This window comes from Enterobacter cloacae complex sp. HYC074_NIDB, from assembly GCF_056673345.1.
Map to the genome: position 1 here is coordinate 3,191,776 of NZ_CP114214.1, position 12,164 is coordinate 3,203,939.

Here is a 12,164-nt window from a genome sequence, read left to right on the forward strand (position 1 = left end):
TACCGCTTACGCTGCTTTCGCCACAACTTCCGCTTCCGGACGTTTCAGCACCGCGTAAGAGAGGCCCGCCACCAGCGTACCGGCAACAATCGCCAGCAGATAACCCAGCACCGGCGTGATGGCGCCAGGGATCAGCAGGACAAACAGACCGCCGTGCGGCGCCATCAGTTTCGCACCTACCGCCATGGAGATAGCCCCCGTCACCGCACCACCCACGATACAGCACGGCAGAACACGCATTGGATCGCGCGCCGCAAACGGAATTGCGCCTTCGGTGATGAAGCACAGGCCCAGCACCAGCGCAGCTTTACCGCCTTCCTGCTGCGCTTTATCGAACTTACGACGGGCAATGATCGTCGCCAGGCCAAGCGCCAGCGGTGGCACCATACCTGCCGCCATGATCGCCGCCATCGGCGCGTAGGTCTGGGTACTCAGCAGGCCAACGCCAAACGCATATGCCGCTTTGTTCACCGGACCACCCATGTCGGTACACATCATACCGCCGAGGATTGCGCCCAGCAGCACCGCGTTCGCCGTCCCCATGGTTTGCAGCCAGTGGGTCAGACCTTCCAGAATGCCCGCGACCGGCTTACCAATCAGGTAAATCATCGCCAGACCGACCACCAGGCTGGAAATCAGCGGGATGATCAGAATAGGTTTCAGCGCTTCCATACTCTGCGGCAGCTTCAGCTTCGAGCTGATCAGCTTCGCCACATAACCGGCGAGGAAACCGGCAATGATACCGCCGATAAAGCCAGAACCAGTGCTCACGGCCAGCATACCGCCGATAAGACCCGGCGTCAGACCCGGACGGTCAGCAATGGAGAAGGCGATAAAGCCCGCCAGCACTGGCACCATCAGCGCAAACGCGGAGCCGCCGCCAATCTGCATCAACGCGGCCGCCAGCGTGCCCGGCTCTTTAAACGCCTCGATACCAAAGGCGAAGGAGAGCGCAATACACAGGCCGCCCGCCACCACCATCGGCAGCATGTAGGACACGCCGGTCAGCAGGTGACGATACGCACCCGCAGACTCTTTTTTCCCTTCAGTCGCAGTTTTAGCCGCACCGGTTGTCTGATACGGTTTGGCTTCTGCCAGCGCCTTATCAAACTCCTGCGCGGTTTTCTTCAGCGCCAGGCCGGTAGAGGTACGGTACATAGGCTTGCCGGCAAACTTCGCCAGATCCACTTCGATATCCGCCGCCACAATCACCAGATCGGCTTCCGCCACCTCTTCAGGCGTGATGGTATTGCCCGCGCCAACAGAGCCGCGGGTTTCAACCTTCACCCACCAGCCACGTTTTTTCGCTTCGGTTTCAATGGCTTCAGCCGCCATAAAGGTGTGCGCCACACCTGTCGGGCAGGCCGTTACCGCAACAATGCGTTTCGGCCCAACGGCGGCAACCGGCGCCGCCTCAACAGGTGCGCTGTAAACCGTCGCATGACCTTTTGCTTCGCTCAGAAACAGTTCAGGATGTGCCACCGCGCGATTAATATCACCCAGCCACACTTTTTTGCCGTTCAGGGCGCTGTCAGCGGGGATTCTGTCGCCCAGAACAATCGCCATTTCAGCATCACCCGGGTTATCAATGATATCCAGGTGCGCTTTTTGTGCCGCCGCGCCCAGCAGGGTCTTCGCCATATAGGCACGAGCCTGTCCGAGACCGGAGTCAATGATCAGCAGCGTTTTCATTATTCCTCTCCTGCTGTTAGTTAAAAGGTTTTAAGTCAACGCGCGCCATCATCGCGGCTAACTGGGTACGATCGGTAATACCGACATTGCTCTGGCTCACGGCCAGGGCCGCAACGGCGGTAGCAAGACGTAAGGTATGTTCACTGGATTCGCGCATCAGCAGACCGTAGATCAGACCGCCAACCATCGAATCCCCGGCACCCACGGTGCTGACCACCTCCATTGAAGGCGGTTTGGCAATCCATTCCCCGGAGGCGTTAACCCACAGGGCACCTTCTGCACCCAGCGAAATCACCACGTGAGCGATACCCTGCTCGCGCAGCGCATGGGCAGCGTCAATCACATCCTTTAATTCTGGCAGCTTACGGCCCGCCCAGATCTCCAGTTCGCGGCGATTAGGCTTAACCAGCCACGGAGAGGCTTTCAGACCGGCGACCAGCGCGTCGCGGCTGCTGTCGAAAATAATGCACGGGCACTGGCTGCGCAGGCGCGTCATCCAGTCGGTGAACGCTTCCGGGCTGACGCCGGAGGGCAGACTGCCGCTGACGCACACCATGTCAAACTGGCCCAGCCAGCTCAGGGAATCGGCAACAAAGCGCTCCCAGTCAGCCGGGGTCACTTCGAAGCCGGAGAAGTTCAGATCGGTCACTTCACCGTCTTTCTCGGTCAGCTTAACGTTAATGCGGGTACGGCCCTGCACAACCTGAAAACGGTTGGCGATGCCCAACTCGCTGAACAGCTGCTGAAAACCGTCCTGGTTGTCTTTACCGAGGAAGCCGCCAACGGTGACGTCGATGCCGAGATCTTTCAGCACTTTCGCCACGTTAATGCCTTTCCCTGCGGCATGCAGGCCGGTCGTCCGCACCAGGTTAACTTCGCCACGCTCAATTTCCGGGCAGAACCCCACCAGATCGTAAGCCGGGTTCAGCGTAATGGTCGCAACACGTCTGCTCATTATGCGCCCTCCCCCAGACCGGCCGCGATGGCGTCGCCAATCGCTTTCAGCGCCTGTTCAGCATCCGCACCCTGCGCGGTAAAGCGCAGACGATGGCCTTTCTTCACGCCCAGCGCGACAACTTTCATCAGGCTGCGCCCGTTGGCTGGTTTACCCGAACCGTCCAGATTGGTCACGGTGATCTCACTTTCAAATTGTTTAATGGTATTCACCAGCATGGTGCCCGGACGGGCATGCAGGCCATGTTCGTTACGCACCACGTACTCTGCGCTCAGCAGGTCATCCGTCAGCGCATCGTCGCTGGTCAGCAGAGCCAGCACCGTCGCCGCGTCTGCGTTCAGCAGTTTTTCAGCTTTATTGTTCAGCAGCAGATCGCCCAGACGCTTCAGCACGGAAACCGGCTGATCGTCAGTCATGGCAACCGTTACCAGCATCGCGGCGCGTTCGCCGTCGGTCTCAAAGGCAACCGCAGCACGGCTGACCGCGATAGCGCTGCGCAGGTTACCTTCAGCGCTGTCGTTCAGCCAGATGCCCTGCCCCAGGTTTAATGGCTTATCATTGATTGCGCGCGTCACAAAAGCGGTATCCGCCGCACCGACCTCTTTCAGGCGAGCCGCATTCAGCGCCTGGAGCGTTACCAGACCGGACGCAACGACGTCCAGCGTCAGGGTTTCATTATCCAGCTTCAGCGCTTCGCTCTGTTTTTCGCCCATCAGCAGGGCACGCAGTTCTTCAGCAGTGGTGGCGGATTTAAGCTGTTCCGCGACGGCATCATCACTCAGCACGTGCGTCAGCTGACGCAGCAGGCCCAGGTGTTCGTCACCGCTGGCCGCGATGCCGATCGCCACATAAGCCACCTGACCCTCGCCCCACAGCACGCCCTGCGGGAACTGGAAGACCTGCACACCGGTTTTCAGCACCTGATCGCGGGTGTCCGTGGTGCCGTGCGGAATTGCAATACCGTTACCGAGGAAGGTGGAGGTCTGCTGTTCACGCGCCAGCATGCCGTTGACGTAGCCGTCAGCCACGTTGCCAGCCTGCACGAGCGCAGCGGCGACCTGGCGAATAGCCTCTTCTTTATTCCCGGCCTGTTCGCCCGGGTGAATATCCTGAACAGATAACTGGAACATGATTCTCCTCTCCTGCTGAAATTGAATCGTTTCAGCTTAACTGAGAAAATAAGCGCTAACCTGCTTCTTCAGGACATGCAAGATAGCGCTGAAACGTTTCAAGAAGTCTTGTCTTTTCTACAAAAGGTTGCAAGAAAAGTTACATTTCTTGTTGCAGAATTTAGAAGTGCAGCACATTTCTTCTTCAGTTCAGGGGATTTTGTTGATGTTCAACAAACAGGTTCAGCACGCTTCAGCGAGGCGGCGCGAAAGTGAAATGCCATTTTGATTTTTTGTAGCAATCTAGACTTTACCCTCTGTTTATTTAATGACGGGCGGCGTAAACTCCGCCTCTCTCTGTTACTCGCAAAGACTGAACATGCATAACACCCCCGCTGCCGCCTCACCAAAGCCCTTTGATTTGACGTCAACGGCGTTTTTGATCGTTGCTTTCCTCACCGGTATTGCCGGTGCGTTACAAACGCCTACGCTGAGCCTCTTTCTGACCAACGAAGTCCACGCCCGCCCGGCGATGGTTGGCTTCTTCTTTACCGGGAGCGCCATCATTGGCATTTTTGTCAGCCAGTTTCTTGCCGGTCGTTCAGACCGCAAAGGCGATCGCAAAAGCCTGATCGTTTTTTGCTGCCTGCTCGGGGTATTTGCCTGCCTGCTGTTTGCCTGGAACCGTAACTACTTCATTCTGCTGTTCGTGGGCGTCTTCCTGAGCAGCTTCGGCTCGACCGCCAACCCGCAGATGTTCGCCCTTGCCCGCGAGCATGCCGACCACACCGGGCGGGAAGCGGTGATGTTCAGCTCGATACTGCGCGCGCAGGTGTCGCTGGCGTGGGTGATTGGCCCCCCGCTTGCCTACGCGCTGGCGATGGGTTTTGGCTTTACGGTGATGTACCTCAGCGCAGCCGTGGCCTTCGTGGTATGCGGCGCGATGGTCTGGTTCTTCCTGCCCTCCATGCGTAAAGAGCCGAAAGTGGCGACTGGTACGCTGGAAGCTCCGCGACGCAACCGCCGCGACGCACTGCTGTTATTCATTATCTGTACGCTGATGTGGGGAACGAACAGCCTCTATATCATTAATATGCCGCTGTTTATTATTGATGAGCTGCATCTGCCGGAGAAGCTGGCCGGGATCATGATGGGAACCGCCGCGGGGCTTGAGATCCCCACCATGCTGATTGCGGGTTATTACGCGAAGCGCTTCGGCAAGCGCTTTTTGATGCGCGTCGCCGCCGTAGCCGGGCTGCTGTTTTATGTCGGTATGCTGACGGTTCATACGCCAGCCCTGCTTCTGGCTTTACAGCTGCTGAACGCCATTTACATCGGTATTCTGGCCGGTATCGGCATGCTCTACTTTCAGGACCTGATGCCGGGTCAGGCAGGCTCTGCCACCACCCTTTATACGAATACCACCCGCGTGGGCTGGATTATTGCAGGCTCACTGGCGGGCGTTGTGGCTGAAATCTGGAACTATCATACGGTGTTCTGGATTGCGCTGGTGATGTGCGTCATGACGCTGAGCTGCCTGACGCGAATCAAAGACGTTTAAGGCGCGGTGAGCGCTTCCAGCTCAAGCAGATAAGTGATGGCCTGCTGGCGCGTACTGCCGCACATTTCGGCGGTTGGCTGGAGCCCGGAGCACACCTTCGGGCGTAAAGGCGAGCCAAAGATCATGCACAGGTTAGTGTCAGAGAGCTGAACGCAGCGGGTATTGGCAGGCTTGCCCTCCGGCATGCCTGGAATGGGGCTTGAGATGGACGGTGCGGTACAGCACGCGCCACAGTCGGAACGACAATCCATACATGCTCTCTGTTGGTGGCAGATGCCCGCGCAGTCGGGCATTGCGCGCACAGTAACACCTTTTATGTATTGATAGCAAAACCCACGAATTCCGCTTGCCTGAAAGGCCGCGCGCGAGTAATTTGGCGCGATATTTTTTACCTCCCGTAAACAGGATTACTGCAATGCCAAGAGCGAACGAAATTAAGAAAGGTATGGTACTGAATTACAACGGCAAACTGCTGATTGTGAAAGATATCGACATTCAGGCACCCAGCGCCCGTGGCGCAGCAACGCTGTACAAAATGCGTTTCTCCGATGTCCGCACCGGCCTGAAAGTGGAAGAACGTTTTAAAGGCGACGATATCGTCGATACCGTAACCCTGACCCGTCGCTACGTTGATTTTTCCTACATTGACGGCAACGAATACGTGTTCATGGATAAAGAAGATTACACCCCGTATATCTTCACCAAAGATCAGATCGAAGAAGAGCTGCTGTTTATTCCTGAAGGTGGGATGCCGGACATGCAGGTGCTGACCTGGGATGGCGTGCTGCTGGCGCTGGAGCTGCCGCAGACGGTTGATCTGGAAATTGTTGAAACGGCACCGGGCATCAAAGGCGCGTCTGCAAGTGCGCGTAACAAACCGGCTACCCTGACTACCGGTCTGGTCGTACAGGTGCCAGAGTACCTGTCGGCGGGCGAGAAAATCCGTATCCATATCGAAGAAAAACGCTATATGGGTCGTGCTGACTGATTGTGGCATTTGCCGGGTGGCGGCTACGCCTTACCCGGCCTACAAAAACACAAAAACCGGCCTCAGAGCCGGTTTTTCGTAGGCCCGGTAAGCGTAGCGCCACCGGGCAATGAGACTTAAAGAAGTTCAGGATACTTCGTCATTTTCAGCGCCAGCTCGATACCGCGCACTTCCGCCATCCCTTTCAGACGGCCAATCGCCGAATACCCTGGATTCGTTTTCTTGCGCAGATCGTCCAGCATCTGGTGCCCGTGATCCGGACGGAACGGGATAGGACGAACATCTCCCGCCTGCTTACGACGAACCTCTTCAGAGAGAATGGCATCCACCACCGCAACCATGTTCACGTCGCCGCCAAGATGGGCTGCTTCGTGGAAGGTTTTTGGATTCTCTTCACGGCAGGTTGCACGCAGGTGGGTGAAATGAATGCGATCGCCGAAGGTTTCGATCATCCGCACCAGATCGTTATCCGCCCGCACCCCATACGAGCCCGTACACATGGTAAAGCCGTTGTAGATGCTATCCACCGTCTCTTTTAGCCACTGCATATCTTCAATCGTAGACACAATACGCGGCAGGCCGAGGATAGGACGCGGTGGATCGTCCGGATGAACCGCCAGCCGCACGCCGACTTCTTCTGCCACCGGCACGATAGCGCGCAGGAAGCGCGCCATGTTTTCACGCAGCTGGTTTTTATCGATATCGCCATATTCCGCCAGGCGCGCGCGGAACTGATCGAGGGTATAGCCCTCTTCCGCCCCCGGCAGGCCCGCGATGATATTGCGAACCAGCTTCTCAATGTCCGCTTCACTGGCGGCATTGAACCACGCCAGCGCCTGCTGCTGCTCTTCGGCGGTGTAGTCTGCTTCCGCACCCGGACGCTTCAGAATGTGCAGCTCGAAAGCCGCAAAAGCGATTTGATCGAAACGCAGCGCCTTCGAACCATCGGCCATTACATATTCCAGGTCGGTACGCGTCCAGTCCAGAATCGGCATAAAGTTGTAGCAGACGGTATCAATACCGCAGGCTGCCAGGTTACGAATGCTCTGCTGATAATTCGCAATCCAGGTATCACACTCACCGGAGTGGGTTTTGATATCTTCGTGAACCGGAATACTTTCCACAACAGACCAGGTTAACCCCTTCTCTGCCAGCTGAGCCTGACGCTTTTGGATTTCCTCCACCGGCCACACCTGACCGTTCGGAATATGATGCAGCGCCGTGACCACACCCGTTGCGCCAGCCTGACGCACATCATCAAGAGAAACCGGATCGTTCGGCCCGTACCAACGCCAGGTTTGTTCCATTGCCCCACCCTCTCAAGTTGTTATACCAATACGTGTTACCTCAATGACGACTACCATACATGTTTAATCGAAGTGGTCAATACAGCGCGTGACATTGATTGATCAAACTCACATAACAGGGATATTTACGGCTTACCAATTTAATTTGTTGTCATATAACTTTACACTGGCATTGTTAATTAATGGTTAATCAGGTGTGTACTACATGAAGACTATTGCCTCCACCGCGCTTCCTGCTCATGTCCAGCAGCCCCGCTACGATCGCGAGCAGTTACGCTCCCGCATCGTCCATTTCGGTTTTGGCGCGTTCCACCGGGCGCATCAGGCGTTGTTAACAAACCGGGTACTGAATGCCAGAGGAGGCGACTGGGGAATTTGTGAGATTAGCCTCTTTAGCGGCGATGTCCTTATGCGCCAGCTCCGGGCGCAGGATCATCTGTTTACCGTTCTGGAGAAAGGTGCCGAAGGCAATCAGCCCATTATTATCGGTGCAGTAAAAGAGTGCCTGAACGCCAAACTCGACTCGCTGGCAGCCATTATTGAGAAGTTCTGCGAACCACAGGTGGCAATTGTCTCCCTCACCATTACCGAAAAAGGCTACTGCATCGATCCGGCGACGGGAAAACTGGATATGCAGAACAGCCGTATCCTGCACGATCTCGAGCATCCGTCTGAACCACATTCCGCACCGGGTATTCTGGTCGAAGCGCTTCATCGCCGCCGCGAGCGTGGCCTGCCGGCGTTTACCGTGCTCTCCTGCGACAATATTCCCGACAACGGCCACGTGGTGAAAAATGCCGTTCTCGGCATGGCCGGAAAGCGATCCGCAGAGCTGGCCGGATGGATCGAGGCGCACGTGAGCTTCCCTGGTACCATGGTCGACCGAATCGTGCCCGCCGCCACTGACGCCTCACTCGCGGAAATCACCCAGGAACTTGGCGTTGAAGATCCCTGCGCCATCAGCTGTGAACCGTTCATTCAGTGGGTAGTGGAAGATAACTTTGTCGCCGGGCGTCCGGAATGGGAGGTTGCAGGCGTACAGATGGTTGAGGATGTCCTGCCCTGGGAGCAGATGAAGCTGCGGATGCTGAACGGCAGCCACTCCTTCCTCGCGTATCTGGGCTACCTTGCTGGCTACGCGCACATAAATGAATGTATGCAGGACGACAGTTTCCGCGAGGCTGCCCGCAGGCTGATGCTGAATGAGCAGGCCCCTACGCTGCGCATCACCAACGTTGATCTGACAGCCTATGCTGACAGCCTGCTTAACCGCTTCGCCAACCCGGCCCTTCAGCATCGTACATGGCAAATCGCCATGGACGGCAGCCAGAAACTGCCTCAGCGCATGCTGGATGGGATCCGCATGCATCTTGAGCGTAACACCGCCTGGCCATTACTGGCGCTGGGGGTGGCGGGCTGGATGCGCTACGTCAGCGGGACGGACGAACAGGGCAACGCCATTGACGTGCGCGATCCGCTGAGCGAAAAGTTTAATGCGATTGCTGAAGCCAGCAGCGACGCGGAGCGCGTTAACGCCCTGCTGACGCTGAAAGAAATTTTTGGCGACGACCTGCCGCAAAACCCTGTCTTTGTCGACGCGATAGCCGGGGCGTACCGGCGCATCACCCGCCTCGGCGCGCGTCAGGCCGTTATCGAAACGTTAAAAATTTAGCGATTATTGCGTTTATGGCGAACGGCATTACGCTCCGTTCGCCCTCCCTCTTCTCAATGCCCGATTTTTTCGTCAGGATGATAGATAGTTGTTACTACATCACAATTATTTATCGGAGCGCACGTGACCAAAACCAACCTGATCACCGGTTTTCTCGGCAGCGGTAAAACTACGTCCATTCTGCATTTGCTGGCCAATAAAGATCCGGCGGAAAAGTGGGCCGTGCTGGTCAACGAATTTGGCGAAGTCGGCATCGACGGCGCGTTGCTCGCCGACAGCGGCGCGATGGTGAAAGAGATCCCGGGCGGGTGTATGTGCTGCGTGAATGGTCTGCCGATGCAGGTCGGGCTGAATACGCTGCTGCGTCAGGGCAAGCCGGACCGGTTGCTGATTGAGCCTACCGGGCTGGGTCATCCTAAGCAAATCCTTGATTTACTGACCGCCCCGGTCTACGAGCCGTGGCTTGAGCTGCGTGCGACGCTTTGCCTGCTCGACCCCCGCCAGCTGCTGGATGAAAAAACGATCAACAACGACAATTTCCGCGACCAGCTCGCCTCGGCAGATATTATCGTGGCGAATAAATCCGATCGCGCGACGGCTGAGAGTCAGGCCGCGTTCGAGTCCTGGTGGCAGCAGGCTGGCGGTGGACGTCAATACGTGCAGACCACCCAGGGCAACATTGATGGCGCCCTGCTCGATCTTCCCCGCCTCAACCAGACGCAACTGCCTGCCAGCGCAGAGCATTCGCATAGCCACGGCGCGAAGCAAGGCCTGGCTGCACTGAGCCTGCCGGAACATCAGCGCTGGCGTCGAAATTTGAACAGCGGTCAGGGGCACCAGGCCTGCGGGTGGATCTTCGATGCCGATACGGTTTTCGACACCATTGGTATACTGGAATGGGCGAGACTGGCGCCGGTTGAGCGGGTAAAAGGGATCATGCGCACTCCGGATGGTCTGGTGCGCATTAACCGTCAGGGCGAGGATTTCTTTATTGAAACCCAGAATGTCGCGCCACCCGACAGCCGGATAGAGTTAATTAGTGCGGTTAATACCGACTGGAATGCTCTCCAGTCAAGCCTGTTGAAGCTTCGTTTAAGTTTGGGCGGCTAACGTTGCCCCTGATTTCACACATTGCTGAAGACTATGACGACTCGACTTCCTGCTATTTTATTGCTCAACGCTGCCGGTCTGGCGCTCTTTTTCTCCTGGTATATCCCGGCGGATCACGGTTTCTGGTTCCCGCTGGATTCCGGGCTGTTCCACTTCTTTAACCAGGCGCTGGCGAAGAGTGAAGCCTTCCTGTGGCTGGTGGCGATCACCAACAACCGCGCGTTTGACGGCTGTTCGCTGCTGGCAATGGGCTGTCTGATGCTCTCCTTCTGGCTGAAGGAAGACAAAACGGGTCGTCGCCGTATTCTGATTATCGGCCTGGTGATGCTGCTGACGGCCGTGATTATCAACCAGCTGGCGCAGCATCTGATGCCGGTTAAACGCGCCAGTCCGTCGCTCTTTTTCCCGAATATTAACCGCGTCAGCGAGCTGCTTCATATTCCAACCAAAGATGCCTCGAAGGACAGTTTCCCGGGAGACCACGGTATGATGCTGCTGATTTTTGCAGGCTTCATGCTGCGCTATTTTGGTAAAAAAGCCTTCGCCATCGCCCTGGTTATTGTGGTGGTATTTGCATTCCCGCGAGTGATGATTGGTGCTCACTGGCTGACAGATATCGCCGTAGGCTCCCTCACGGCGGTGTTAATTGGTTTACCGTGGGTGCTGATGACCCCACTGAGCGATCGCGTAATAGGTATTTTTGATCGCTATCTTCCCGGTAAATTTAAACAAGTCAGAAACAAATAAATAACGCAAATTAACACCATTCATCGGGGATCGTTTTCGGTCCCTGAGTCTCTTCTTTCCGGCGTCATTCAACGCTGTCATCATCCTGTCATACAATTCGTGATAAAAATGAAGCAATTGCAGGGATTATCGGTATGAATGGCGGCATTTTGAGCAATTCCGCGCTGTAACTTTGTGTATCACATTTTCTTATAAAAAATCGGACTTTTTTGCTCGCAATACCCCGTGCAATCGGTTAACCTCGAAATCGTTTTGCCCCACTGAGATAATTATTATCATGGTGAATAATTTTGTGCGTTGAGCCACAGTTTTCACCATAAAGAATTGTCTCATTGTGAACAGATAATTAGTCTCGTCACGGTTGGCATTTTTATAACGATATTTTCGTTAAGGACTTCAAGGGAAAACAAACAAAATGGTCAAATCTCAACCAATCTTGAGATATATCTTGCGGGGGATCCCGGCGATTGCAGTGGCGGTTCTGCTTTCGGCATGTAGTACGACGAATACCGCGAAGAATATGCATCCTGAGACGCGTGTTGTGGGAATGGAAGATTCCTCTTCACTGCAAGCCTCTCAGGATGAATTTGAAAATATGGTACGTAATCTCGACGTTAAGTCGCGTATTATGGATCAGTATGCTGACTGGAAAGGCGTGCGTTACCGTCTGGGCGGCAGCACCAAGAAAGGCATCGATTGTTCCGCTTTCGTACAGCGTACGTTCCGTGAGCAGTTTGGGTTAGACCTTCCGCGTTCTACCTATGAACAGCAGGAAATGGGCAAGTCCATTTCGCGTACTAAACTACGCACGGGCGATTTAGTCCTGTTCAGAGCAGGTTCAACCGGTCGACACGTTGGCATCTATATCGGTAACGATCAGTTTGTCCATGCTTCCACCAGCAGCGGTGTGACGATTTCCAGCATGAACGAACCTTACTGGAAGAAACGCTACAACGAAGCTCGCCGCGTTCTGAGCCGTAGTTAATATTGTTGTCGTATCGTTGGTTATCCCTTGGCTGGCGA

Annotated in this window: 12 protein-coding genes; 7 read left to right on the plus strand and 5 right to left on the minus strand. The window is 55.6% G+C overall.

The window, feature by feature from the left end; all coding sequences use genetic code 11:
• Positions 1-6 precede the first annotated feature (6 nt).
• From fruA to fruB, 3 genes are read right to left on the minus strand one after another with little or no spacing between them, the layout of a single operon-like run.
• Positions 7-1,692, minus strand: coding sequence for a PTS fructose transporter subunit IIBC (gene fruA, locus O1724_RS15450; protein WP_126297200.1), 1,686 nt, complete (start codon positions 1,690-1,692; stop codon positions 7-9).
• A gap of 16 nt (positions 1,693-1,708) precedes the next feature.
• Complete coding sequence (gene fruK / locus O1724_RS15455; RefSeq protein WP_006811313.1) at positions 1,709-2,647, minus strand: 1-phosphofructokinase; 939 nt, start codon at positions 2,645-2,647, stop codon at positions 1,709-1,711.
• A complete protein-coding gene (fruB, locus tag O1724_RS15460; protein ID WP_126297199.1) occupies positions 2,647-3,777 on the minus strand; it encodes a fused PTS fructose transporter subunit IIA/HPr protein in 1,131 nt (376 codons plus the stop codon). The genes fruK and fruB overlap by 1 nt, the downstream gene beginning before the upstream one ends.
• A gap of 75 nt (positions 3,778-3,852) precedes the next feature.
• Here fruB and O1724_RS15465 point away from each other — a divergent pair, with 75 nt between their 5' ends.
• Together O1724_RS15465 and setB are read left to right on the plus strand one after the other, a co-directional pair.
• Complete coding sequence (locus tag O1724_RS15465; protein WP_136129487.1) at positions 3,853-4,032, plus strand: hypothetical protein; 180 nt, start codon at positions 3,853-3,855, stop codon at positions 4,030-4,032.
• Positions 4,033-4,135: 103 nt separating this feature from the next.
• A complete protein-coding gene (gene setB, locus O1724_RS15470; RefSeq protein WP_032609703.1) occupies positions 4,136-5,317 on the plus strand; it encodes a sugar efflux transporter SetB in 1,182 nt (393 codons plus the stop codon).
• Here setB and O1724_RS15475 read toward each other — a convergent pair.
• Positions 5,314-5,568: a YkgJ family cysteine cluster protein gene (locus tag O1724_RS15475; RefSeq protein ID WP_003859353.1), complete on the minus strand. Its 255-nt coding sequence runs from the start codon at positions 5,566-5,568 to the stop codon at positions 5,314-5,316. The two genes, setB and O1724_RS15475, sit on opposite strands and share 4 nt — an antisense overlap.
• A gap of 164 nt (positions 5,569-5,732) precedes the next feature.
• Here O1724_RS15475 and yeiP point away from each other — a divergent pair, with 164 nt between their 5' ends.
• Positions 5,733-6,305 carry an elongation factor P-like protein YeiP gene (gene yeiP, locus O1724_RS15480; protein ID WP_003859355.1) on the plus strand — a complete coding sequence of 191 codons (573 nt, stop codon included), beginning with the start codon at positions 5,733-5,735 and terminating at the stop codon, positions 6,303-6,305.
• Between the two features lie 116 nt (positions 6,306-6,421).
• Here yeiP and uxuA read toward each other — a convergent pair whose 3' ends face one another.
• A complete protein-coding gene (gene uxuA / locus O1724_RS15485; RefSeq protein WP_023324974.1) occupies positions 6,422-7,612 on the minus strand; it encodes a mannonate dehydratase in 1,191 nt (396 codons plus the stop codon).
• Positions 7,613-7,817: 205 nt separating this feature from the next.
• Here uxuA and O1724_RS15490 point away from each other — a divergent pair, with 205 nt between their 5' ends.
• The 4 genes from O1724_RS15490 to mepS all read left to right on the plus strand — a co-directional run bounded on the left by O1724_RS15490 (position 7,818) and on the right by mepS (position 12,126).
• The gene (locus O1724_RS15490) at positions 7,818-9,284 is read left to right on the plus strand and encodes a mannitol dehydrogenase family protein (RefSeq protein WP_063855600.1); all 1,467 of its coding nucleotides are present in this window, start codon (positions 7,818-7,820) and stop codon (positions 9,282-9,284) included.
• Between the two features lie 123 nt (positions 9,285-9,407).
• Complete coding sequence (locus O1724_RS15495) at positions 9,408-10,394, plus strand: CobW family GTP-binding protein (RefSeq protein ID WP_003859361.1); 987 nt, start codon at positions 9,408-9,410, stop codon at positions 10,392-10,394.
• 33 nt (positions 10,395-10,427) lie between these two features.
• Positions 10,428-11,141 carry a phosphatase PAP2 family protein gene (locus O1724_RS15500; RefSeq protein WP_003859363.1) on the plus strand — a complete coding sequence of 238 codons (714 nt, stop codon included), beginning with the start codon at positions 10,428-10,430 and terminating at the stop codon, positions 11,139-11,141.
• A 415-nt stretch (positions 11,142-11,556) separates the two neighbouring features.
• Positions 11,557-12,126, plus strand: coding sequence for a bifunctional murein DD-endopeptidase/murein LD-carboxypeptidase (gene mepS / locus O1724_RS15505; protein WP_003859364.1), 570 nt, complete (start codon positions 11,557-11,559; stop codon positions 12,124-12,126).
• The last annotated feature ends 38 nt before the right edge of the window (positions 12,127-12,164 follow it).

Coding starts and splice junctions, on each gene's coding strand:
- fruA (WP_126297200.1), bottom strand. CDS start 1,692: ATGAAAACGCTGCTGATCATTGACTCCGGTCTCGGACAGGCTCGTGCC.
- fruK (WP_006811313.1), bottom strand. CDS start 2,647: ATGAGCAGACGTGTTGCGACCATTACGCTGAACCCGGCTTACGATCTG.
- fruB (WP_126297199.1), bottom strand. CDS start 3,777: ATGTTCCAGTTATCTGTTCAGGATATTCACCCGGGCGAACAGGCCGGG.
- O1724_RS15465 (WP_136129487.1), top strand. CDS start 3,853: ATGCAAGATAGCGCTGAAACGTTTCAAGAAGTCTTGTCTTTTCTACAA.
- setB (WP_032609703.1), top strand. CDS start 4,136: ATGCATAACACCCCCGCTGCCGCCTCACCAAAGCCCTTTGATTTGACG.
- O1724_RS15475 (WP_003859353.1), bottom strand. CDS start 5,568: ATGGATTGTCGTTCCGACTGTGGCGCGTGCTGTACCGCACCGTCCATC.
- yeiP (WP_003859355.1), top strand. CDS start 5,733: ATGCCAAGAGCGAACGAAATTAAGAAAGGTATGGTACTGAATTACAAC.
- uxuA (WP_023324974.1), bottom strand. CDS start 7,612: ATGGAACAAACCTGGCGTTGGTACGGGCCGAACGATCCGGTTTCTCTT.
- O1724_RS15490 (WP_063855600.1), top strand. CDS start 7,818: ATGAAGACTATTGCCTCCACCGCGCTTCCTGCTCATGTCCAGCAGCCC.
- O1724_RS15500 (WP_003859363.1), top strand. CDS start 10,428: ATGACGACTCGACTTCCTGCTATTTTATTGCTCAACGCTGCCGGTCTG.
- mepS (WP_003859364.1), top strand. CDS start 11,557: ATGGTCAAATCTCAACCAATCTTGAGATATATCTTGCGGGGGATCCCG.